Annotated in this window: 18 protein-coding genes and 1 pseudogene; 13 read left to right on the top strand and 6 right to left on the bottom strand. The window is 69.7% G+C overall.

Features of this window, described 5'->3' with window-relative positions; genetic code table 11:
* Positions 1-99: 99 nt before the first annotated feature.
* The 3 genes from CCZ36_RS07590 (at position 100) to CCZ36_RS07580 (ending at position 5,494) form a co-directional block, all read left to right on the top strand.
* Complete coding sequence (locus CCZ36_RS07590) at positions 100-1,428, top strand: sensor histidine kinase (protein ID WP_128817269.1); 1,329 nt, start codon at positions 100-102, stop codon at positions 1,426-1,428.
* Positions 1,425-2,153: a response regulator gene (locus tag CCZ36_RS07585; protein WP_069737742.1), complete on the top strand. Its 729-nt coding sequence runs from the start codon at positions 1,425-1,427 to the stop codon at positions 2,151-2,153. Before CCZ36_RS07590 ends, CCZ36_RS07585 begins: the two co-directional genes overlap by 4 nt.
* A 185-nt stretch (positions 2,154-2,338) precedes the next feature.
* On the top strand, positions 2,339-5,494 hold the full coding sequence (locus CCZ36_RS07580) for an efflux RND transporter permease subunit (protein WP_128817267.1): 3,156 nt from the start codon (positions 2,339-2,341) through the stop codon (positions 5,492-5,494).
* A 97-nt stretch (positions 5,495-5,591) separates the two neighbouring features.
* On the opposite strand, the gene CCZ36_RS35595 is transcribed toward CCZ36_RS07580, so the two are convergent.
* Together CCZ36_RS35595 and nadA are read right to left on the bottom strand one after the other, a co-directional pair.
* Complete coding sequence (locus CCZ36_RS35595; RefSeq protein WP_237302604.1) at positions 5,592-6,017, bottom strand: hypothetical protein; 426 nt, start codon at positions 6,015-6,017, stop codon at positions 5,592-5,594.
* A gap of 199 nt (positions 6,018-6,216) precedes the next feature.
* The gene (nadA, locus tag CCZ36_RS07570; protein WP_069737827.1) at positions 6,217-7,395 is read right to left on the bottom strand and encodes a quinolinate synthase NadA; all 1,179 of its coding nucleotides are present in this window, start codon (positions 7,393-7,395) and stop codon (positions 6,217-6,219) included.
* Positions 7,396-7,647: 252 nt separating this feature from the next.
* On the opposite strand from nadA, the gene CCZ36_RS07565 reads away from it, so the two are divergent.
* Positions 7,648-8,004, top strand: coding sequence for an iron-sulfur cluster assembly accessory protein (locus CCZ36_RS07565; protein WP_006123927.1), 357 nt, complete (start codon positions 7,648-7,650; stop codon positions 8,002-8,004).
* A 91-nt stretch (positions 8,005-8,095) separates the two neighbouring features.
* On the opposite strand, the gene CCZ36_RS07560 is transcribed toward CCZ36_RS07565, so the two are convergent.
* Together CCZ36_RS07560 and CCZ36_RS07555 are read right to left on the bottom strand one after the other, a co-directional pair.
* Entirely contained in the window at positions 8,096-9,538 is a 1,443-nt protein-coding gene (locus CCZ36_RS07560; RefSeq protein WP_128817265.1) for a hypothetical protein, read from the bottom strand.
* 206 nt (positions 9,539-9,744) lie between these two features.
* Positions 9,745-9,942 (bottom strand): hypothetical protein, encoded by a 198-nt coding sequence (locus tag CCZ36_RS07555; protein ID WP_006123925.1) that lies wholly within the window; start codon positions 9,940-9,942, stop codon positions 9,745-9,747.
* Positions 9,943-10,098: 156 nt separating this feature from the next.
* Between CCZ36_RS07555 and CCZ36_RS07550 the strand changes: the two genes are divergently transcribed.
* Positions 10,099-11,073 carry a carbohydrate kinase family protein gene (locus tag CCZ36_RS07550; protein ID WP_006123924.1) on the top strand — a complete coding sequence of 325 codons (975 nt, stop codon included), beginning with the start codon at positions 10,099-10,101 and terminating at the stop codon, positions 11,071-11,073.
* A 15-nt stretch (positions 11,074-11,088) separates the two neighbouring features.
* Here CCZ36_RS07550 and CCZ36_RS07545 read toward each other — a convergent pair whose 3' ends face one another.
* Positions 11,089-12,477: a cysteine desulfurase/sulfurtransferase TusA family protein gene (locus CCZ36_RS07545; protein ID WP_128817263.1), complete on the bottom strand. Its 1,389-nt coding sequence runs from the start codon at positions 12,475-12,477 to the stop codon at positions 11,089-11,091.
* A gap of 273 nt (positions 12,478-12,750) precedes the next feature.
* Between CCZ36_RS07545 and ctaC the strand changes: the two are divergent.
* The 4 genes and pseudogenes from ctaC to CCZ36_RS07525 all read left to right on the top strand — a co-directional run bounded on the left by ctaC (position 12,751) and on the right by CCZ36_RS07525 (position 17,241).
* A pseudogene (gene ctaC, locus CCZ36_RS07540) lies at positions 12,751-13,718 on the top strand (aa3-type cytochrome oxidase subunit II).
* Positions 13,715-15,451 (top strand): aa3-type cytochrome oxidase subunit I, encoded by a 1,737-nt coding sequence (gene ctaD, locus CCZ36_RS07535; protein ID WP_069737746.1) that lies wholly within the window; start codon positions 13,715-13,717, stop codon positions 15,449-15,451. The pseudogene ctaC and the gene ctaD overlap by 4 nt, the downstream one beginning before the upstream one ends.
* Positions 15,448-15,846, top strand: coding sequence for a cytochrome c oxidase subunit 4 (locus CCZ36_RS07530; protein WP_010057805.1), 399 nt, complete (start codon positions 15,448-15,450; stop codon positions 15,844-15,846). Before ctaD ends, CCZ36_RS07530 begins: the two co-directional genes overlap by 4 nt.
* Positions 15,847-15,987: 141 nt before the next feature.
* On the top strand, positions 15,988-17,241 hold the full coding sequence (locus CCZ36_RS07525; protein WP_069737828.1) for a L,D-transpeptidase: 1,254 nt from the start codon (positions 15,988-15,990) through the stop codon (positions 17,239-17,241).
* 84 nt (positions 17,242-17,325) lie between these two features.
* On the opposite strand, the gene CCZ36_RS07520 is transcribed toward CCZ36_RS07525, so the two are convergent.
* The gene (locus CCZ36_RS07520) at positions 17,326-17,727 is read right to left on the bottom strand and encodes a response regulator transcription factor (RefSeq protein ID WP_069737747.1); all 402 of its coding nucleotides are present in this window, start codon (positions 17,725-17,727) and stop codon (positions 17,326-17,328) included.
* Between the two features lie 199 nt (positions 17,728-17,926).
* On the opposite strand from CCZ36_RS07520, the gene ctaE reads away from it, so the two are divergent.
* From ctaE to qcrB, 4 genes are read left to right on the top strand one after another with little or no spacing between them, the layout of a single operon-like run.
* On the top strand, positions 17,927-18,547 hold the full coding sequence (gene ctaE / locus CCZ36_RS07515; protein ID WP_003969635.1) for an aa3-type cytochrome oxidase subunit III: 621 nt from the start codon (positions 17,927-17,929) through the stop codon (positions 18,545-18,547).
* Between the two features lie 55 nt (positions 18,548-18,602).
* Entirely contained in the window at positions 18,603-19,412 is an 810-nt protein-coding gene (gene qcrC / locus CCZ36_RS07510; protein WP_069737748.1) for a cytochrome bc1 complex diheme cytochrome c subunit, read from the top strand.
* The gene (qcrA, locus tag CCZ36_RS07505) at positions 19,409-20,461 is read left to right on the top strand and encodes a cytochrome bc1 complex Rieske iron-sulfur subunit (RefSeq protein WP_069737749.1); all 1,053 of its coding nucleotides are present in this window, start codon (positions 19,409-19,411) and stop codon (positions 20,459-20,461) included. Before qcrC ends, qcrA begins: the two co-directional genes overlap by 4 nt.
* Complete coding sequence (gene qcrB / locus CCZ36_RS07500; protein ID WP_069737750.1) at positions 20,458-22,107, top strand: cytochrome bc1 complex cytochrome b subunit; 1,650 nt, start codon at positions 20,458-20,460, stop codon at positions 22,105-22,107. Before qcrA ends, qcrB begins: the two co-directional genes overlap by 4 nt.
* Positions 22,108-22,182: the final 75 nt, after the last annotated feature.

Raw genomic sequence — 22,182 nt, 5'->3', positions numbered from 1 at the left:
AGGGGTGTTTCCGGCCCGGGCCGGTCCCGGCCGGTGGCCCCGCCCGCTCTCGGGGGAAGGCGCACACCGCCGACGACCGGCCGCGTACCGTTGCTGGACGTGACCACCCTCTCGTCCGGCTTCGCGCGCGCCCGCCGCTGGCTGCGGGAACATCCGCTCGCCTTCGACGCGACCCTGGCGTTCTGCACCCTCGTCGCGATGATCTGCGGCTCGTTCACCGACCCGGGCGACGGCCACGGGCGGCCCGCCTTCGGGGCCCGTACCCCCGAGCTGTTCAGCGTGCTCCTGATGACCCTCGCCGCCGCGGCCCTCGTCCTGCGGCGGCGGCGCCCGATGCAGGTCCTCGCCGTCACCGCGGCGCTCGCGGCCGTCGAGTACGTCCTGATGGACCCGCCCGCCCCGGTGGTGATGAGCACCGTCATCGCCCTCTACACCGTCGCCTCGCGGACCGACCGTCCGACGACCTGGCGGGTCGGGCTGCTGACGATGGGAGGGCTCACCGCGGCCGCGATGGTCTTCGGCTCCACCCCCTGGTACAGCCAGGAGAACTTCGGCGTCTTCGCCTGGACCGGTCTCGCCTCCGCCGCCGGGGACGCCGTACGCAGCAGGCGCGCGTTCGTCGACGCCATCCGGGAGCGGGCCGAGCGGGCCGAACGCACCCGGGAGGAGGAGGCCCGCCGCCGGGTCGCCGAGGAGCGGCTGCGGATCGCCCGGGACCTGCACGACGTCGTCGCCCACCACATCGCCCTCGTCAACGTCCAGGCCGGGGTCGCCGCCCACGTCATGGACAAGCGCCCGGACCAGGCCAAGGAAGCGCTCGCGCACGTCCGCGACGCCAGCCGCTCCGCCCTCAACGAGCTCCGCGTCACCGTCGGCCTCCTGCGCCAGCAGGGCGACCCCGAGGCACCCACCGAACCGGCCCCCGGGCTCGCCGTCCTCGGCGAACTGGTCGCCACCTTCCGCAACGCCGGGCTCCCCGTCGAGGTGGCCTGCGCCGACCGTGACCGGCTGCCCGCCGCCGTCGACCTCGCCGCCTACCGGGTCATCCAGGAGGCCCTGACCAACGTCCGCAAACACGCGGGCGCCGGAGCCCAGGCCGAGGTGAGCGTCGTACGGGTCGGCGCGACCGCCGAGGTCACCGTGCTCGACAACGGCCGGGGGAGCGCGGGCCGGAGCCCCGGAGCCGCACCCGGCGGCGGGGCCGGACCGGACGGCGGCGGCGCGGGCGACGGCGACGGCGACGGGCCCGCCGGCGGCGGCCACGGCCTGGTCGGCATGCGGGAACGCGTCACCGCCCTCGGCGGGGCCCTCACCGCGGGACCTCGGTACGGCGGTGGGTTCCGGGTCCATGCGATCCTTCCGGTCGAGGCCCGTACGGGTGAACCGGACCGGCCGGGCACAGCGGGCGGGACGGGGCTCTGCCGATGACCCAGCCGACTCCGGCATCGACGCCCGAGGCGCGGAAAGCGCCGATCAGGGTGCTGCTCGCCGACGACCAGGCACTGCTGCGCAGCGCGTTCCGGGTGCTGGTGGACTCCGAGCCGGACATGGAGGTGGTCGGCGAGGCCGCCGACGGGGCCCAGGCCGTCGAGCTGGCCCGCGCCACGGGCGCCGACGTGGTGCTCATGGACATCCGGATGCCGGGCACCGACGGGCTCGCCGCCACCCGCATGATCAGCGCCGATCCGGAGCTGGCCGCGGTGCGGGTGGTCATGCTCACCACCTTCGAGGTCGACGAGTACGTGGTCCAGTCGCTGCGCGCCGGGGCCTCCGGCTTCCTCGGCAAGGGCGCGGAGCCGGACGAACTCCTCAACGCCATCCGGATCGCCGCGGCCGGCGAGGCGCTTCTCTCCCCGGCGGCGACCAAGGGGCTCATCGCCACGTTCCTGGCCCAGGGCGGCAGTTCGCAGGAGGGACCGGACGGCGCGGAGTACGCGGAGCGGCTGGCCGCGCTCACCGGCCGCGAGCGCGAGGTGCTGGTGCAGGTCGCGGGCGGCCACCCCAACGACAGGATCGCCGAGCGGCTGGCGGTCAGCCCGCTCACCGTCAAGACCCATGTGAACCGGGCGATGGCGAAACTGGGCGCCCGGGACCGGGCCCAACTGGTGGTCATCGCCTATGAGTCGGGTCTGGTGCGTCCCCGCGCGGACTGACCCGGACGCGGGGACGGCGTACGGCGATGTACTCCACCTGCGGTATGCGCGGCATAAGAAAGCAGCCCGGCGGGCGACGTTTCGGCGGCGCGGAACGGAGATCGTAGGACTGGGCTGGAGGGGTGGTCCCCGATGTTCCCCCTCCCCGCCCTCTGCCGCGTACGCCACAGAAGAGAGACCCACCCATGTCCTGGCTGTCCAGATTCAGCCTCGCGCAAAGGGCCCTGATCGGGCTGATCTCGATCGTCGCGCTGGTCTTCGGCGCGATAGCGATCCCGCAGCTCAAGCAGCAGCTGCTGCCGACCATCGAACTGCCGATGGTCTCGGTGCTGGCGCCCTATCAGGGTGCGTCTCCCGATGTGGTCGAGAAGCAGGTCGTCGAACCGCTGGAGAACTCCCTCAAGGCCGTCGACGGCGTCGAGTCCGTCACCTCCACCGCCAGCGAGGGCAACGCCCTCATCATGGCGACCTTCGACTTCGGCGACGAGGGCACCAAGCAGCTCGTCGCGGACATCCAGCAGGCGGTGAACCGGGCCCGCGCCCAGCTGCCCTCCGAGGTCGACCCGCAGGTCATCGCCGGCTCCACGGACGACATCCCGACCGTGGTCCTCGCCGTCACCTCCGACAAGGACCAGCAGACGCTGGCCGATCAGCTCGACCGCACGGTCGTCCCGGCCCTCCAGGACATCGAGGGCGTCGGCCAGGTCACCGTGGACGGCGTCCAGGACCTCCAGGTCTCCGTCGTCCCCGACGACAGGAAGCTCGCCGCGGCGGGCCTGAACGCGGGCACGCTCGCCCAGGCCCTCCAGTCGGGCGGCGCCACCGTCCCGGCCGGCTCCTTCTCCGAGTCCGGCAAGAGCCGCACCATCCAGGTCGGCGGCCCCTACACCTCCCTGAAGCAGATCGAGGACCTCCAGGTCGTCGCCAAGGACCCGGCGGGCGGCGCGGACGGGCCGGGCAAGCCGGTGCGCCTCGGTGACGTGGCCGAGGTCGAGCAGGAGCCGTCCACGGCGGTCTCCATCACCCGCACCAACGGGAAGCCGAGCCTCGCCGTGATGGCGACGATGGACAAGGACGGCAGCGCCGTCGCCATCTCGGACGCCGTCAAGGACAGGCTCCCCGACCTCCGCAAGGACCTCGGCGCCGACGCCGAACTGACGGTCGTCTCCGACCAGGGTCCCGCCGTCTCCAAGTCGATCTCGGGTCTGACCACGGAGGGCACGCTCGGCCTGGTCTTCGCGGTCGTCGTGATCCTGGTCTTCCTCGCCTCGATCCGCTCGACGCTGGTCACCGCGGTCTCCATCCCGCTCTCGATCGTCCTCGCGCTGATCGTGCTCTGGACCCGCGACCTGTCGCTCAACATGCTCACCCTCGGCGCGCTCACCATCGCCATCGGCCGGGTCGTCGACGACTCGATCGTGGTCCTGGAGAACATCAAGCGTCACCTCGGCTACGGCGAGGAGCGCCACGCGGCGATCATCAACGCGGTCAAGGAGGTCGCCGGAGCGGTCACCTCCGCGACCCTGACCACCGTCGCGGTCTTCCTGCCCATCGGTCTGGTCGGCGGCATGGTCGGCCAGCTCTTCGGCTCGTTCTCGCTGACCATCACCGCGGCGCTGCTGGCCTCCCTGCTGGTCTCGCTCACCGTGGTGCCGGTCCTGTCGTTCTGGTTCCTTCGCGCGCCCAAGGGCACCCCCGAGGACGCGGCGGAGGCCCGGCGCCTGGCCGAGGAGAAGGAAGCGGCCAGCAGGCTCCAGCGGATCTACGTCCCGGTCCTGCGCTTCGCGACCCGCCGCCGGATCACCAGCCTCGTCATCGCCGTCGCCGTGCTGCTGGGCACCTTCGGCATGGTCCCGCTGCTGAAGACGAACTTCTTCGACGCCGGTGAGCAGGAGGTCCTGACCGTCAAGCAGGAACTCGCCCCCGGCACCAGTCTGGAAGCCGCCGACGAGGCCGCCCGCAAGGTCGAGAAGGTCCTGACCGAGGACAAGGGCGTCAAGGACTACCAGGTCACCGTCGGCTCCTCCGGCTTCATGGCCGCCTTCGGCGGCGGCACCGGCTCCAATCAGGCCTCCTACCAGGTCACCCTGAAGGACGCCGCGGACTACGAGCACGCTCAGGACCGCATCGACGAGGCCCTCGGCAAGCTCGACGGCATCGGCGACACCACCATCGCCGCGGGCGACGGCTTCGGCTCCCAGGATCTGAGCGTCGTGGTCAAGGCCGCCGACGGCGACGTCCTGAAGAAGGCGTCCGAGGCGGTCCGCGACGAGGTCGCCACCCTCAAGGACGTCACCGACGTCCAGAGCGACCTGGCGCAGAGCGTCCCGCGCATCTCGGTCACCGCCAACGACAAGGCGGCCGCCGCCGGATTCGACTCCGCCGCCCTCGGCGGAATCGTCGCCGGAGCCGTCCGCGGCACGCCCGCCGGCTCCGCGACGCTGGACGACACCGAGCGCGACATCGTCATCCGGTCCTCGAAGCCGGCCACCACCGTGGCCGAGCTGAAGGCCCTGCCGCTCGGACCCGTCAAGCTCGGTGACATCGCCGACGTGAAGGTCGTCCCCGGCCCGGTCTCGATGACCCGGATCGACGGACAGCGCTCCGCGACGGTCACCGCCAAGCCCGTCGGCGACAACACCGGCGCGGTCAGCACCGATCTCGCCAAGAAGATCGACGCCCTGGACCTGCCGGAGGGCGCCACCGCCACCATCGGCGGCGTCACCGAGGACCAGAACGAGGCCTTCGCCCAGCTCGGCCTCGCCATGCTGGCGGCCATCGCGATCGTCTTCATGCTGCTGGTGGCGACGTTCCGGTCGCTCGTCCAGCCGCTGATCCTGCTGGTCTCCGTGCCGTTCGCGGCGACCGGCGCGCTGGCCCTCCTGCTCATCACGGGCACCCCGCTGGGCGTCCCCGCGATGATCGGCATGCTGATGCTCATCGGCATCGTGGTCACCAACGCGATCGTGCTGATCGACCTGATCAACCAGTACCGGGCCCAGGGCCTCGGGATCATGGAAGCGGTCATCGAGGGCGGCCGCCACCGCTTCCGCCCGATCCTCATGACGGCGCTCGCGACCATCTTCGCCCTGCTCCCGATGGCGCTCGGCGTCACCGGCGAGGGCGGCTTCATCGCGCAGCCGCTGGGCGTCGTGGTGATCGGCGGTCTGATCAGCTCCACGCTGCTGACCCTGTTGCTCGTGCCGACGCTGTACGCGATGGTCGAGCTGCGCAAGGAGCGCCGCGCCAAGAAGAAGGCCGCCAGGCGCGCGGCCAGGGCGGGCGGCCCGGACCGGCCGGAGCCGGAGAAGGTCCACGAGACCGAGCCCGCGCAGGCCTGACCAGAAAGAGACAGGGGCCTGTCCCACGCACTCGCGTGGGGCAGGCCCCTTCCGCGTACGGCGAGCGCTCACGTGCGTACGGCGGTTTCAGGAGCCCTCAGACGTCCCCGCCCAGCGCCCGGACGATCCGGTGCCCCATCTCCTCGCGCTGTTCGGGGAGCCGGGCCCGGGTCTCCTCGGGGCCCTGTGGAGGAGCGCGGCGAGGTCGTCCGGCTCGAAGCCCTCGGTGGTCCCGCGAGGACCAGGGCAGCAGGAAGGCGCTCCGCTCCACGGCCAGGCACCGGGCGGCCGAGGGACCGGACTCCTCGAACTCCTTGACGGTCTCGTCGAACTCCTCGATCGCCGTCGCGTGTTCGCCGGTACGGGCGAGAGCCCGGCCCAGGTCGTCCACGGCGGGGACGAGAGCGGAGAGCAGGGCTGCCGGGGTCTCCAGCGCCAGGGACCGGTGGAGGGCCACCGCCTCCCGGAACGCCTCCACCGCCCCCTCGTCGTCGCCGCACCGCTCCAGGTGCGTGCCGAGCACCTGGAGGGCGCGGGCCAGCTCGGGCAGCAGGTCGTCCCCCCGGTCGCGCAGGAGCTCGACCGCCTCCCGCGCCGGGGACAGGGCGGCCCGGCCGAGGGGCGCATCCCGGCCACGGCTCCCGGTGCACGCGAAAGCCCCGGCACGCCGACCAGCGGCATACCGGGGCTTCCGAGGGTTTCCGGCGGGGGCCGGTGTCCCGTTACGGCAGTGCCAGCATCCGCTCCAGCGCGAGCTTGGCGTATTTCTCCGTCTCCGGGTCGACCTCGATCCGGTTGACCAGCTTGCCGTCGGCCAGCGACTCCAGGGTCCAGACCAGGTGCGGCAGGTCGATGCGGTTCATCGTCGAGCAGAAGCAGACCGTCTTGTCGAGGAAGACGATCTCCTTGTCCTCGTCGGCGAAACGGTTCGCCAGGCGGCGTACCAGATTCAGCTCCGTACCGATGGCCCACTTCGAGCCGCGCGGGGCCGCCTCCAGGGCCTTGATGATGTACTCCGTCGAGCCCACGTAGTCCGCGGCGGCGACGACCTCGTGCTTGCACTCCGGGTGCACCAGCACGTTGACGCCGGGGATCCGGGCGCGCACGTCCTCGACCGACTCGACCGAGAAGCGGCCGTGGACCGAGCAGTGGCCGCGCCACAGGATCATCTTCGCGTCCCGCAGCTGCTCGGCGGTGAGGCCGCCGTTCGGCTTGTGCGGGTTGTAGACGACGCAGTCGGTGAGGCTCATCCCCATGTCCCGCACGGCCGTGTTGCGGCCCAGGTGCTGGTCGGGGAGGAAGAGGATCTTCTCGCCCTGCTCGAAGGCCCACTCCAGGGCGCGTTTCGCGTTCGAGGAGGTGCAGATCGTGCCGCCGTGCCTGCCGGTGAAGGCCTTGATGTCGGCGGAGGAGTTCATGTACGAGACGGGTACCACCTGGTCGGCGACCCCGGCCTCCGTCAGCACGTCCCAGCACTCGGCGACCTGCTCGGCGGTGGCCATGTCGGCCATCGAGCAGCCGGCCGCCAGGTCGGGCAGCACGACCGCCTGGGCGTCGGTGGTCAGGATGTCCGCGGACTCGGCCATGAAGTGGACACCGCAGAAGACGATGTACTCCGCCTCCGGGCGCGCGGCGGCGTCGCGGGCCAGCTTGAACGAGTCGCCGGTGACGTCCGCGAACTGGATGACCTCGTCGCGCTGGTAGTGGTGGCCGAGGACGAACACCTTGTCCCCGAGCCTCTCCTTCGCGGCACGGGCGCGCTCCACCAGGTCCGGGTCGGACGGGGAGGGGAGGTCGCCGGGGCATTCGACGCCGCGCTCGCTCCTCGGGTCGGCCTCGCGGCCGAGCAGCAGCAGCGCGAGGGGTGTGGGAGTTACGTCCAGGGGCTGGGCCGTGGTCACGTCACGCACCCTTTCTTCTCTGCGTTCTGCTCTGCGACTTCGGCGAACGCGCCTTTTCGTCTATTTGACGCTATCTATGATAGCCGCTTCGTGTCACTTTGACGATGCCGATAGCGTCGATGTGACGCATCCCCCGGGCGAGCGGGTGTGCGAGCATGAAAAGGAACAGACACGCGCTTGGCCCGGAATGATTCCGGGGCTGAGACGGTTGAACCGTCGGCAAGCAGTCCGTACAACCCGGGAGAGAAGCAGATGTCCGTATCGGACGAGACCACCACCGTGAGCGACGGCATCCTCCTGTCCGACGCCGCCGCAGCCAAGGTCAAGGCCCTGCTGGAGCAGGAAGGCCGCGAGGACCTGGCGCTGCGCGTCGCCGTTCAGCCCGGCGGCTGCTCGGGCCTGCGCTACCAGCTCTTCTTCGACGAGCGCTCGCTCGACGGCGATGTGGTGAAGGACTTCGACGGCGTCAAGGTCGTCACCGACCGGATGAGCGCCCCGTACCTGGGCGGCGCCTCCATCGACTTCGTCGACACCATCGAGAAGCAGGGCTTCACGATCGACAACCCCAACGCCACCGGCTCCTGCGCCTGCGGCGACTCGTTCAGCTAAGACCTGCGAGCGGGAGACACACGGCATACGTAAGGCGGCCCCGGGAATCACTCCCGGGGCCGCCTCCGTACGTCCCGCGCCGACGTCCGCGTCAGCCGCGCGGCACCGCGCCGCCCGAGGCCGCGTCGATCACCGTACGGTCGCCCAGCGGCTTCTCCAGCGTCACCGTCCGGGTCAGCTCCTTGGCGATCATGATGCAGGCCTTCTTGCCCTCCTGCGGCTTCTCCGTCACCGTGACGCGCACCTGGCCCGCGCTCTCCTGGGCGCTCGCCGTGTACGTGCTGCACACCCCGCCCCAGAAGGTCACCTCAAGGGTCCGCCCGTCCGCTCCGTACGAGGTCACCTTCCGGTCCCCGGAGGGCGTCGTCGGGGCGTCCGGCTTCTCGATGAACTTCGGGTCCACCGCCACCTGTGTGACCGTGTTCTCCGGGCCGCCGGGGGCCTGGCGGACCGTGAAGAGCCAGGACGGCACCAGCGTCTGCCGGCCGTCCACGTAGTTCAGCGCGAGACCGAACACCGCGTCCTCGACCGTCTGCGTCACCGGCGCCCGCTTGCCGTTCGACGGCACGCACTGCGGATCGGCGGGAGGCTTCGGCTCGCCCTCCAGCGGTACGGGAGTGGCGCAGCCGCCGATGTCCCGGCCGCCGTCGCCCCTGCCCCGGCTCGCGTCGTTCAGCTGCTTCAGCGCCTCGTCCGCGCCGACCGCCGGGTAGGTGGCGCCCTTCTCCAGCGCCTTCAGGTGCCCGCTGCCGCCGGTCACCTTGCCGTCCGGGCCCACCTGGACCCCGGTCGACCAGCCGTACGTCGGGAGCCCGTCGACCTTCGGATCGGCGTTCACCACGCGGACGTCGCCCATCAGCTGGCCCGCGTTCAGCGCCGCGTCGTCCTGGCCCGCCGCCTTGAGCACCGGGGCCGCGGCCGCCTTCGCCGCCTTCTCGCTCACCGGGTCGCCGCCGGGCTCCGAGGCGCCGTTCGCGCACATCGTGCCCGGCTCACAGGGCTTGGACGGGGTGGTGCGGGCGAACGTCCAGGTGCCCGGGGCCTGCTTGGCCACCTTCAGGAGCGCGCCGGGGCCGTCGTCGTCGCCGACCACCCACGAGGTGCCCTCGGTGCGCGGCGTGCCCGGGATGCCCAGCGCCTTCGCCAGCCGGGCGACATCGGCCGACGCCACCGTGCCCTTGGCGTGGTGGACGGCCGCCTCGTCCGGACCGTCGGGGAGTTCGCCCGCGGCCCGGTAGATCACCGGCGGGCCGCCCGGATCCGGTTCACCCGGGGCGATGCCGGCGGGCGGGGAGTCCGAGGCGGAGGACGGGGAGCCCGGTCCGTCCGCCGCGGCGTCCAGGGCCAGCATGGGGGCCTGCTTCTTCGCCGCCGCGGCGCTGTCGGCCCCGCCGCCGTCGCCCGAGGCGGTCGAGGCCCAGTACGCCCCGCCGCCTCCTGCCAGCAGCACGGCCGCGGCCACCGAGGCCACCGCGAGCGGCGGACGCCGCCGCCGGGGGCCGGTCACGTCGTTGTCGGGTCGCTCGGTGCTCACCGGATCGCTCCTTCGCCTGCGTTGCCGTCGCGGCGCCTACCGCGTGCCCCCGGACGGGGTCACCGGTGGGACGGAGCCGAGGAGCGTACGGTTCCACCGGCCGGGGGAGGCCCGGACGCGGGCGCCGCACGATTCGCGCCGGAACTGGCGCGGAAAGGCCGAAAGGCGACGTCGCGAGGTCAGGCCCCCCCGGTCCTCGCCGGTCCTCAGTCCCCGTACTCGGACATCGCGTCGATCAGCCGCGCCGACGAGGGGGGCACCGTCACCCCGCTGATCAGGGACGGCTTCACCGGGACCGGGGCGCTCTTCACCGGCGCCCTCCAGTGCGGAGCCATCCGCGCGCAGTCACCGCGCAGTGCGGCCAGGCTCAGTTCCGACTCGGGCAATGCGGTGTGCTTCGACATATCCGCACCGTAACCACGGTCGAGCTCAGGTAGAAAGCCCTACTATCGGGTAGTTTTCCCTTTTTCTGGAGGTCCGGTCACCCGGTAGCGTGAACTGTCACGTCGTCCCGGAGGGCGCACTCACGGCCCTTCGCCTTCCGCAGGAGCAGTCTCCCCGTGCGTATTGCAGTCACCGGCTCGATCGCCACCGACCACCTCATGACCTTCCCCGGCCGCTTCGCCGACCAGCTGGTCGCGGATCAGCTGCACACGGTCTCCCTCTCCTTCCTGGTCGACAACCTCGACGTCCGCCGCGGCGGTGTCGCCGCCAACATCTGCTTCGGGATGGGCCTGCTCGGCACGAAGCCGATCCTGGTGGGCGCCGCCGGGGCCGACTTCGACGAGTACCGCGCCTGGCTCGACCGGCACGGCGTCGAGACCGGTTCGGTCCGTATCTCCGAGGTCCTGCACACCGCCCGCTTCGTCTGCACCACCGACGCCGACCACAACCAGATCGGCTCCTTCTACACCGGCGCGATGAGCGAGGCCCGCCTCATCGAGCTGAAGAGCGTCGCCGACCGCGTCGGCGGCCTCGACCTCGTCTCCATCGGCGCCGACGACCCCGAGGCGATGCTCCGCCACACCGAGGAGTGCCGCTCCCGGAACATCCCGTTCGCCGCCGACTTCTCCCAGCAGATCGCGCGGATGGACGGCGAGGAGATCCGCATCCTCCTCGACGGCGCCACCTACCTCTTCTCCAACGAGTACGAGAAGGGGCTCATCGAGTCCAAGACCGGCTGGAGCGACGAGGAGATCCTCTCCAAGGTCGGCCACCGCGTCACCACCCTCGGCGCCCGCGGTGTCCGGATCGAGCGGGCCGGCGAGCCGGTCATCGAGGTCGGCTGCCCCGAGGAGGACACCAAGGCCGACCCCACCGGCGTCGGCGACGCCTTCCGCGCCGGTTTCCTCTCCGGTCTCGCCTGGGGCGTCGGCCTGGAGCGGGCCGCCCAGGTCGGCTGCATGCTCGCCACCCTGGTCATCGAGACGGTCGGCACCCAGGAGTACACCCTGCGCCGCACCCACTTCATGGACCGCTTCACCAAGGCTTACGGCCACGAGGCCGCCGCCGAGGTCCAGCAGCACCTGGCGTGAACGGCGCCTTCTGACTCAGCCGAGCCGGCGGACCACATAGGCCGAACCCCGGTCCGCCGGCTCCTCGCCCACGTACTCCTGACCGCGCATCTCGCACCAGGCCGGGATGTCCAGGCGCGCCGCCTCGTCGTCGGCGAGCACCGTCACCGTGGCGCCCACCGCTACCTCCTCGATCACCTTTGCGAGTTCGATCACCGGGATCGGGCAGCGGCGGCCCAGCGCGTCGACCACCAGGGACGCGGCGGGCGCGGGGGAGGGGGGCGCGGACGCGGACACCGGCGCCCCGAACCGCTCCCGCACCTCCGCGACCACCCCGGGCAGCACCTCCAGGAAACGGTCCACGTCCGCCCCGGCCGTGCCCGGCGGCAGCGACACCCGGACATTCCCCTCCGAGAGCACCCCCATCGCCCTGAGCACATGGCTCGGCGTCAGCGTGCTGCTCGTGCAGGACGAACCGGACGATACGGAGAACTCCCTCCGGTCCAGCTCGTGCAGCAGGGTCTCCCCGTCGACATAGAGACAGGAGAAGGTGACCAGATGCGGCAGCCGCCGCACCGGATCGCCCACCACCTCCACATCGGGCACCCGCTCGGCCACCACGCTCCGGATCCGGTCCACCAGGGCCCGCAACCGCACCGCCTCCGCCGCCGCCTCGCCCCGTACCGCGCGCAGCGAGGCCGCCGCCGCCACGATCGCCGGCAGGTTCTCGAACCCCGGCGACCGCCCCGACTCCCGTTCCCCGGCCGGTCCTTGCGGCGAGAAGCGGGTCCCCTTGCGGACCGCGAGCAGCCCGACCCCGGCCGGCCCGCCCCACTTGTGCGCGCTCGCCGTCAGCAGCGACCACCCCGCCGGGACCGGCCCCCAGCCGAGCGACTGGGCCGCGTCCACCAGCAGCGGCACCCCGGCCTGGGCGCAGAGCGCGGCGACCTCGGCCACCGGCTGCTCGGTGCCCACCTCGTGGTTGGCCGACTGGAGACAGGCCAGCGCGGTGTCCGCCCGCAGCGCCGCGCCGTAGGCCGCCGGGTCCACCGCCCCGAACCGGTCCACCGGCACCTCGGTGCACGAACCGCCCGTCGCCTCGTGGGCCGCCGCCGAATGGAGCACCGACGAGTGTTCGACCGCCGAGTGGGCCAGATGGCGGCCGACACGCCGACGGCCCGAAAGAGCCCCGGCAATTCCCGCGTGCACCGCCGTGGTCCCGGACGAGGTGAAGACCAGCTCGTCGGGGCGGCACCCGACGGCCTCCGCGGCCGCCTCCCGGGCCGCGTCCAGGAGCAGCCGGGCCCGCCGCCCCTCCCGGTACAGACGGGCGGGATCGGCCCAGCCCTCGTCGAGCGCGGCAAGCAGGGCCTGGCGTGCGACGGGGTGCAGGGGGGCGGCGGAGGCGGCATCGAAGTAGGGCACCCCGCCACGCTAGCCCGCACCCGGCGCCACCTCGCCGGGGGCCGCTCCTCCCGGACGGTCGAATGGGCGTCAGACGGGGTCCGGAGGCCCACATTCCACCCCAAGGGGGTGTCGGGCGGCGCGTTGGGCACCCTCCCCGCGCGACCCCAAATAGCGTCCAGTAGGGTTTGGTCCGCATAAACATCCAAACCCCTGCCCGCGTCAGGGCCGGCGACCGACCAGAGACATACGGGCGCGCCGACCGTGCGGGCGAGACTCTCGGGAAGGCGCTACGTGAGTCCCAACGGCTCCGACCGCTCGTCGCGGCGCCCGATGCGGCGGAAGCTGCCGCAGGTGCTGACTGCGGGCCTGGTCCTGGCGACGGCCTCCGGTTGTTCATACAACTGGGAGGATTTTCCCCGCCTCGGTATGCCCACCCCGGTAACGGAAGAGGCCCCTCGGATCCTCTCCCTCTGGCAAGGCTCGTGGGCGGCAGCGCTCGTCACGGGTGTCCTTGTCTGGGGGCTGATCCTCTGGAGCGTCTTCTTCCACCGGCGTAGCCGGACCAAGGTGGAGGTACCTCCGCAGACCAGGTACAACATGCCCATCGAGGCGTTGTACACAGTGGTTCCCCTCATCATCGTCTCGGTGCTCTTCTACTTCACCGCGCGTGATGAGTCGAAGCTCCTCGAGCTCTCCGACAAGCCGGCCCACACGATCAACGTGGTCGGCTTCCAGTGGAGCTGGGGCTTCAACTACATCGAGAAGGTGGATGGCCAGCCCGCAGCGGGCCCCGAGGTCCCCAAGGAGCTCAACGCCATCCCCGACAAGTACCAGAAGGACTTCCCCGAGGGGCCGGCGGCGTCTACGACGTGGGCATCCCCGGGACCCGCAACCCGCAGAACGGCAACCCGGGTCCGACCCTGTGGCTGCCGAAGGGGGAGAAGGTCCGCTTCGTCCTCACTTCGCGTGACGTCATCCACTCCTTCTGGGTGGTGCCGTTCCTCATGAAGCAGGACGTCATTCCGGGCCACACCAACGTGTTCGAGGTGACCCCCAACCGCGAGGGCACCTTCATGGGCAAGTGTGCCGAGCTCTGCGGCGTCGACCACTCCCGGATGCTCTTCAACGTCAAGGTCGTCTCCCCGGAGCGTTACCAGCAGCACCTCAAGGAGCTGGCTGAGAAGGGTCAGACGGGCTACGTGCCGGCAGGGATCGCGCAGACGGACCCGGCCAGGAATGCGGAGAAGAACCAACTGTGAGCATCCTCAACGAACCTCAGGGTGCCGCTCCGGCAGACGACTCGTACGAGGACGAACTGCCCGTGCGGCGCAAGCAGCCCGGAAACGTCGTCGTCAAGTGGATGACCACCACTGACCACAAGACGATCGGCACGCTCTACCTGGTCACCTCGTTCGCGTTCTTCTGCATCGGCGGACTCATGGCGCTCTTCATGCGCGCCGAGCTGGCCCGTCCGGGCACGCAGATCATGTCGAACGAGCAGTTCAACCAGGCGTTCACGATGCACGGCACGATCATGCTGCTGATGTTCGCGACGCCGCTGTTCGCCGGATTCGCCAACTGGATCATGCCGCTGCAGATCGGTGCGCCCGATGTGGCGTTCCCGCGGCTGAACATGTTCGCGTACTGGCTCTACCTCTTCGGCTCGCTCATCGCGGTGGCCGGGTTCCTCACCCCGCAGGGGGCGGCCGACTTCGGCTGGTTCGCCTACGCGCCGCTCAACGACGCGGTCCGCTCGCCGGGCATCGGCGCCGACATGTGGATCATGGGTCTGGCCTTCTCCGGCTTCGGCACGATCCTCGGCTCGGTCAACTTCATCACCACGATCATCTGCATGCGCGCCCCCGGCATGACGATGTTCCGCATGCCGATCTTCACCTGGAACGTCCTGCTGACCGGTGTTCTGGTCCTGCTGGCCTTCCCGGTTCTGGCCGCCGCGCTCTTCGCGCTGGAGGCGGACCGTAAATTCGGTGCGCATATCTTCGACTCCGCCAATGGCGGCGCATTGCTCTGGCAACACCTCTTCTGGTTCTTCGGACACCCAGAGGTGTACATCATCGCGTTGCCCTTCTTCGGAATCATTTCCGAGGTCATCCCGGTCTTCAGCCGCAAGCCGATGTTCGGCTACATCGGTCTGATCGCCGCGACGATCGCCATCGCCGGCCTTTCCGTGACGGTGTGGGCGCACCACATGTACGTCACCGGCGGTGTGCTGTTGCCGTTCTTCTCCTTCATGACGTTCCTCATCGCCGTACCAACGGGTGTGAAGTTCTTCAACTGGATCGGCACGATGTGGAAGGGGTCGTTGTCCTTCGAGACACCGATGCTCTGGGCCGTCGGCTTCCTGATCACCTTCACCTTCGGTGGTCTGACCGGCGTCATCCTCGCCTCGCCCCCGATGGACTTCCACGTCTCCGACTCGTACTTCGTCGTCGCGCACTTCCACTACGTCATCTTCGGCACCGTGGTCTTCGCGATGTTCTCCGGATTCCACTTCTGGTGGCCGAAGTTCACCGGCAAGATGCTGGACGAGCGGCTCGGCAAGATCACGTTCTGGACGCTGTTCGTGGGCTTCCACGGCACGTTCCTGGTGCAGCACTGGCTCGGTGCCGAGGGCATGCCGCGGCGTTACGCGGACTACCTCGACGCCGACGGCTTCACCGCTCTGAACACGATCTCGACGATCTCCTCGTTCCTGCTCGGCCTGTCGATGCTTCCGTTCTTCTACAACGTCTGGAAGACCGCGAAGTACGGCAAGAAGATCGAGGTCGACGACCCGTGGGGTTACGGCCGTTCGCTGGAGTGGGCGACCTCCTGCCCGCCGCCGCGGCACAACTTCCTCACCCTGCCGCGGATCCGTTCCGAATCCCCGGCGTTCGACCTGCACCACCCGGAGATCACCGCGCTGGAGCAGCTCGGCCATGACTCCGAGTCGGACAAGGCTCTGGCCGGCGGCAAGGAGGCAGGCAAGTGAAGATCCAGGGACAGATGTTCATCTGGCTGAGCGTCTTCATCCTCGGCATGGCCGTCGTGTACGGCGTGTGGTCGAAGGAGCCGGTCGGCACCACGGCCCTCTTCCTGGCCTTCGGCCTGGCCATCATGATCGGCTTCTACCTGGCCTTCACGGCCAACCGGGTCGACGCGATGGCCCAGGACAACAAGGAAGCCGATGTCGCCGACGAGGCGGGCGAGCTGGGGTTCTTCTCCCCGCACAGCTGGCAGCCGCTCTCCCTGGCGGTCGGCGGGGCCTTCGCCTTCATGGGCGTCGTCTTCGGCTGGTGGCTGCTCTACTTCTCCGCCCCCCTGCTCCTGATCGGCCTCTTCGGCTGGGTCTTCGAGTACTACCGGGGCGAGAACCGCACCCAGTGACACCGCGCCCCGTGCCACCGCCCGCGCGGTGACACCCGCTACACCACGAAAGGCCCGCGCCGCCGTAAGCGACGCGGGCCTTTCGCCCGTTTGCAGTCACTGAACGCGCTGGAACGGAGGAGTCTTCCTAGCGTGGAGCGCATGAACCACACGCCGCGCATCCGCACCGCAGTGAGCTGCACCCTCCTGGCCGTGACCCTCGCCGCGGGTGCGACCGCCTGTGGCTCGTCCGACGACCACCCGCTCTCCACGAAGCCTTACGACGCGGGCGACCAGATCTCCTTCAACGGCCCCTCCGACAAGGAGAAGGCCGACCCCGACAAGCCCCTGGAAGTCACCGTCAAGGGTGACGACGGGCGCATCACCGACGTCAGCGCCGTGGACACCGGCGGCCGCCACCTCGCGGGCGAGCTCTCCGCCGACGGCAGGCGGTGGCGCTCCACCGCCCCGCTCGCGGCCGGCACCGGATACACCGTCAGGGTCTCCACCGAGAACGCCGACGGCGCCCCAGGCGTCCGTACGCTCTCCTTCGACACCTCCTCGCCCAAGAAGTTGCTGAAGGTGGCCTTCGGCCCGGAGGCGGGCACCTACGGCGTCGGACAGCCCATCACGGCGGAACTCAGCGCTCCGATCACCGACAAGGCGTCCCGGGCCACCGTCGAGCGCGCCCTGAAGGTCCGTTCCACCCCGGCCACCACCGGCTCCTGGTACTGGGTCGACGACAAGAAGCTGCACTACCGTCCGAAGGAGTACTGGCCGGCGAACGCCACCATCGAGGTGCGCTCGAACCTGGCCGGCATCAAGGTGACCAACGCGCTCTACGGAGCCGAGGCCAAGCCCCTCGAGCTCACCACCGGCGACCGGATCGAGGCCATCACCGACGCGGCGAACCACAGCCTGACGGTGTACCGCAACGGAGAAGTGATCAATACCATTCCGGTCACCACCGGCAAGCCCGGATTCTCCACCCGCAACGGGGTCAAGGTGGTGCTCGCCAAGGAGCAGTTCGTACGGATGCGCGGCGAGTCCATCGGCATCGCCGCCGGCTCCTCGGAGTCGTACGACCTGCCGGTCTACTGGGCCACCCGGGTGACCTGGAGCGGCGAGTACGTCCACGCCGCCCCCTGGTCCACCGGCTCCCAGGGCAACGCCAACGTCAGCCACGGCTGCACCGGCATGAGCACCAGCAACGCCGAATGGTTCTTCGACACCGTTCGCGAGGGCGACATCGTCAAGGTCGTCGGCAGCCAGGGCGAGGACATGGACCCGTTCGGCAACGGGTTCGGCGACTGGAACCTCTCCTGGGAGAAGTGGCAGCAGGGCAGCGCGCTGCACGAAGGGGCGCCGGACAGCCCGCAGACGCTGCAGACCGCCCGGCTGCGGCCCCACGTCTGACCGGCAGGGCCCGCGAAGTGGCCGAGGAGCGCCCCCACGCCCTCCTACGGGGCCCGTGGGGGCTCCTTTGCGCCTCGGGCGGTCTCAGGCCTCCACGGCGAGCCGCTGCCGCAGCAGGGCCGCCAGGGCGTCGGCGAACTCGACCGGGTCCACGGGCAGCGTCACAGCGGCCTCCGCGCGGCTCCAGGTGGCCAGCCACGCGTCCTGCGGGCGGCCGATCAGCAGGAGGACCGGCGGGCAGTGGAAGATCTCGTCCTTGATCTGGCGGCAGACGCCCATGCCGCCGACGGGAGCAGTCTCCCCGTCCAGCACACACACGTCGATGCCGCCGCCGTCCAGGGCCTTCAGAACGGCCGGGAGCGTCGCGCACTCCAGGAACTCCACCGGTGGGACGTCCGCGGCAGGCCTGCGACCGGCTGCCAGCCTCACCTGCTCGCGGATGTTGGCGTCGTCGCTGTAGACCAGGACCGTGGCGGTCGCCTGCATTGTTCCTCCGTGACATCGACGTCGTCGGGGCTCTCGGGGCATGAACCGATGCGCGGATCGTACTCCGCCCGACCGGCCGTCAGCACCGGTAATGACGACGATCCGATGGGCCGTTCGGCGCAGGGCAGGACCCCTGCCGACGGTACGGACACACCGAACGGCACCCCCCGGGGTGAGGGCGGGATAAGCGACCGACATAATGTCGGTCGTGGCGACAGCAACGACAGTAGAAACCGGGCACGCGCACCCGTCGGTCAATCGGCCGAACCTCACCAGCGTCGGAACCATCATCTGGTTGAGTTCCGAGCTGATGTTCTTCGCGGCCCTCTTCGCGATGTACTTCACCCTGCGATCGGTGATGGGACCCGATTACTGGAAGGAGATGTCCGATCATCTGAACTTCCCGTTCTCGGCGACGAACACCACGATCCTGGTGCTCTCCTCACTCACCTGCCAGCTCGGCGTCTTCGCCGCCGAGCGGGGCGATGTGAAGAAGCTCCGCACCTGGTTCATCATCACGTTCGTGATGGGTGCGATCTTCATCGGCGGCCAGGTCCTGGAGTACACCGAGCTGGTCAAGGACGCGGGGCTCTCCCTCTCGTCCGACCCCTACGGCTCGGTGTTCTACCTGACCACCGGCTTCCACGGTCTGCACGTGACAGGCGGTCTCATCGCCTTCCTGCTGGTCCTCGGCAGAACGTACGCGGCCAAGAGGTTCACCCACGATCAGGCCACCGCCGCCATCGTCGTGTCCTACTACTGGCACTTCGTCGATGTCGTATGGATCGGCCTGTTCGCAACGATCTACATGATCAAGTAACCGGGCTCGCACCCGCCCACCATCGACGCAGAAGATCCTGACACCGGGGTAATCCGTGAAAAAGCTCTCCGCACGACGACGCCATCCGCTGGCGGCGGTCGTCGTACTACTCCTCGCGCTGGCGGCTACCGGGGGGCTGTACGCCGCGTTTGCGCCTGCGGGCAAGGCGCAGGCCGATGAAACCGCCCAGTCCCTCGCCATCGAAGAGGGCAAGAAGCTCTACGCCGTAGGCTGCGCCAGCTGCCACGGAACCGGCGGTCAGGGCACCACCGACGGGCCGTCCCTCGTGGGCGTGGGCTCCGCCGCCGTCGACTTCCAGGTCGGTACGGGCCGTATGCCCGCGCAGCAGCCGGGCGCCCAGGTACCGAAGAAGAAGGTCATCTACAGCCAGGCTGAGATCGACCAGCTCGCGGCGTACGTCGCGTCGCTCGGCGCCGGTCCGGTCACCCCGACCGACAAGCAGGTCGACCCGGCGGGCGCGGACGTCGCCAACGGCGGCGAGCTGTTCCGCACCAACTGCGCCCAGTGCCACAACTTCACCGGTAAGGGCGGAGCCCTGACGGAGGGCAAGTACGCACCGGACCTCGAAGGTGTGAGCCCGAAGCACATCTACGAGGCCATGCAGACCGGCCCGCAGAGCATGCCCTCCTTCCCCGACACGACGATGCCGGAGCAGGAGAAGAAGGACATCATCGCGTACATCGAGTCCGTGAACGGCGACGAGACGGCGAGCCCCGGCGGTCTGGCCCTCGGCGGCCTCGGTCCGGTCAGCGAAGGTCTGTTCGCCTGGGTCTTCGGACTCGGCGCGCTTGTCGCAGCCGCCGTTTGGGTCGCGGCCCACACCGCTAAGGCCAAGAAGTCATGAGTAGCCAACAGATTCCAGAAGACAGCCTGCCCGTGGTGCAGGAGACCGCGCACGGCGCGGTCGAGGGTACGGACGACCCGTTCGCCGACCCGGGGCTGCCGGCCCACAAGCCGCGCATCCAGGACCTGGACGAACGCGCAGCGAAGCGCTCGGAGCGCGCCGTCGCGCTCATGTTCACCCTCTCGATGCTGGCGACGGTGGGCTTCATCGCCTCCTACGTCATCTTCCCGGTGGACAAGATCGTCTACATCTGGCCCTTCGGCCATGTGAGCCCGCTCAACTTCTCCCTGGGTCTCACCCTGGGAGCGGCGCTCTTCTTCATCGGCGCGGGAGCCGTCCACTGGGCGCGCACCCTGATGTCCGACGTCGAGGTCGCCGCCGAGCGTCACCCGATCGAGGCAACGCCTGAGGTCAAGGCCCAGGTCATGGCCGACTTCAAGGCCGGTGCCGAGGAGTCCGCGATCGGCCGTCGCAAGCTGATCCGCAACACCATGTTCGGTGCGCTGGCCCTGGTGCCGCTCTCCGGTGTGGTCCTGCTGCGCGACCTCGGTCCGCTGCCGGAGAAGAAGCTCCGCACGACCCTGTGGGCGGAGGGCAAGCAGCTCATCAACATGAACACGATGAAGCCGCTGCGCCCCGAGCACATCACCGTCGGGTCGCTGGCCTTCGCCATGCCCGAGGGGCTCGACCCGGAGTCGCACGACTTCCAGACGCAGATGGGCAAGGCGGCCCTGATGATCGTCCGCATCGAGCCGGACGACATCAAGGACAAGCGCCAGCGGGACTGGGCCCACGAGGGCATCGTCGCGTTCTCCAAGATCTGCACCCACGTCGGCTGCCCGATCAGCCTGTACGAGCAGCAGACGCACCACGTGCTCTGCCCGTGCCACCAGTCCACCTTCGACCTCTCCGACGGCGCTCGCGTCATCTTCGGTCCGGCCGGCCACCCCCTTCCGCAGCTGCGGATCGGTGTCAACAGCGAGGGCAACCTCGAGGCGCTCGGCGACTTCGACGAGCCCGTCGGTGCTGCCTTCTGGGAGCGCGGATGAGTACTGCGACAAAGAACCCCTCCGCCGCCGAACCGGCGGGCGCACGCAAGGCTCCGGCCGGCGAGCGGGTGGCCGACTGGGCGGACGGCCGACTGGGCATCTACGGCCTGGCCAAGGCCAACATGCGCAAGATCTTCCCGGACCACTGGTCCTTCATGCTCGGTGAGGTCGCGCTCTACAGCTTCATCATCATCATCCTCACGGGTGTGTATCTGACGCTGTTCTTCCAGCCGAGCATGGGCGAGATCGTCTACCACGGTCCGTACGAGCCCATGCAGGGCATCCGGATGTCCGAGGCCTACGCCTCGACCCTGAAGATCAGCTTCGAGGTCCGCGGTGGTCTGCTCGTGCGGCAGATCCACCACTGGGCCGCGCTGATCTTCCTGGCCGCCATGTTCGTGCACATGATGCGCGTCTTCTTCACGGGCGCCTTCCGCAAGCCGCGCGAGATCAACTGGCTCTTCGGCTTCCTGCTGTTCGTGCTCGGCATGTTCACCGGGTTCACCGGCTACTCCCTCCCGGACGACCTGCTCTCCGGTACGGGTGTCCGCTTCACCCAGGGCGCGATCCTGTCCGTGCCGATCGTCGGTACGTACATCTCGATGTTCCTGTTCGGCGGCGAGTTCCCCGGCCACGACTTCGTGGCCCGGTTCTACTCGATCCACATCCTGCTGCTGCCGGGCATCATGCTCGGCCTGCTCGTGGCCCACCTGATCCTGGTCTTCTACCACAAGCACACGCAGTTCGCGGGTCCCGGCCGGACCAACAAGAACGTCGTCGGCATGCCGCTGCTGCCCGTGTACATGGCGAAGGCCGGAGGGTTCTTCTTCCTCGTCTTCGGCATCATCGCGATCATCTCGGCCATCGCGACGATCAACCCGATCTGGGCGCTCGGCCCGTACCGGGTCGACCAGGTGTCCACCGGCGCCCAGCCCGACTGGTACATGGGCTTCGCCGAGGGTCTGGTCCGAGTGATGCCGGGTTGGGAGATCAACCTGTGGGGCCACACGCTCGCCCTGGGCGTGTTCATCCCGCTGGTCGGCTTCGGCGTGGTCCTCACCTCGATCGCGGTGTACCCGTTCATCGAGTCCTGGATCACCGGCGACAAGCGCGAGCACCACATCCTGGACCGCCCGCGCAACGCCCCGACCCGTACGGGCTTCGGCGTCGCCTGGATCACGGCGTACTTCATCGGCCTCGTCGGCGGTGGAAACGACCTGTGGGCCACGCACTTCCACCTGTCGATCAACTCGATCACCTGGTTCGTCCGGATCTTCTTCTTCGTCGGACCGGTCATCGCGTTCATCGTCACCAAGCGGATCTGCCTCGGTCTCCAGCGCCGCGACAAGGAGAAGGTGCTGCACGGTCGCGAGACCGGCATCATCAAGCGCCTGCCGCACGGTGAGTTCGTGGAGATCCACGAGCCGCTCAGCCGGGAGCAGCTGCACACGCTCACGGCGCACGAGCAGTACAAGCCGCTCGAACTCGGCCCCGCGGTCGACGAGAACGGCGTCAAGCGCAAGATCTCCCCGGTCCAGAAGCTGCGCGCCAAGCTCAGCAAGGGCTACTTCGCCGACGGGAACCAGATCCCCAAGGCGACCGCCGAGGAGTACAAGGAGATCAGCGAGGGCCACGGCCACCACTGATCACCTGACCTGATCGCCACCGCGAGAGCCCCGTCCATTCGCTGGACGGGGCTCTTCGCGGTACCCGGGGCTGGA

The organism is Streptomyces sp. S063 (genome assembly GCF_002832675.1).
Classification (GTDB): Bacteria; Actinomycetota; Actinomycetes; order Streptomycetales; family Streptomycetaceae; genus Streptomyces; species Streptomyces sindenensis.
The sequence above is the reverse complement of the archived record's forward strand: the minus strand, read 5'-3'. Positions and strand labels throughout refer to the sequence as shown.

What these genes read in the sequence shown, in the direction of transcription:
- qcrA (WP_069737749.1), top strand. Translation starts at nt 19,409, where the DNA reads ATGAGTAGCCAACAGATTCCAGAAGACAGCCTGCCCGTGGTGCAGGAG.
- CCZ36_RS07585 (WP_069737742.1), top strand. Translation starts at nt 1,425, where the DNA reads ATGACCCAGCCGACTCCGGCATCGACGCCCGAGGCGCGGAAAGCGCCG.
- CCZ36_RS07555 (WP_006123925.1), bottom strand. Translation starts at nt 9,942, where the DNA reads ATGTCGAAGCACACCGCATTGCCCGAGTCGGAACTGAGCCTGGCCGCA.
- qcrB (WP_069737750.1), top strand. Translation starts at nt 20,458, where the DNA reads ATGAGTACTGCGACAAAGAACCCCTCCGCCGCCGAACCGGCGGGCGCA.
- CCZ36_RS07580 (WP_128817267.1), top strand. Translation starts at nt 2,339, where the DNA reads ATGTCCTGGCTGTCCAGATTCAGCCTCGCGCAAAGGGCCCTGATCGGG.
- CCZ36_RS07525 (WP_069737828.1), top strand. Translation starts at nt 15,988, where the DNA reads ATGAACCACACGCCGCGCATCCGCACCGCAGTGAGCTGCACCCTCCTG.
- CCZ36_RS07565 (WP_006123927.1), top strand. Translation starts at nt 7,648, where the DNA reads ATGTCCGTATCGGACGAGACCACCACCGTGAGCGACGGCATCCTCCTG.
- CCZ36_RS07520 (WP_069737747.1), bottom strand. Translation starts at nt 17,727, where the DNA reads ATGCAGGCGACCGCCACGGTCCTGGTCTACAGCGACGACGCCAACATC.
- ctaE (WP_003969635.1), top strand. Translation starts at nt 17,927, where the DNA reads ATGTCGGTCGTGGCGACAGCAACGACAGTAGAAACCGGGCACGCGCAC.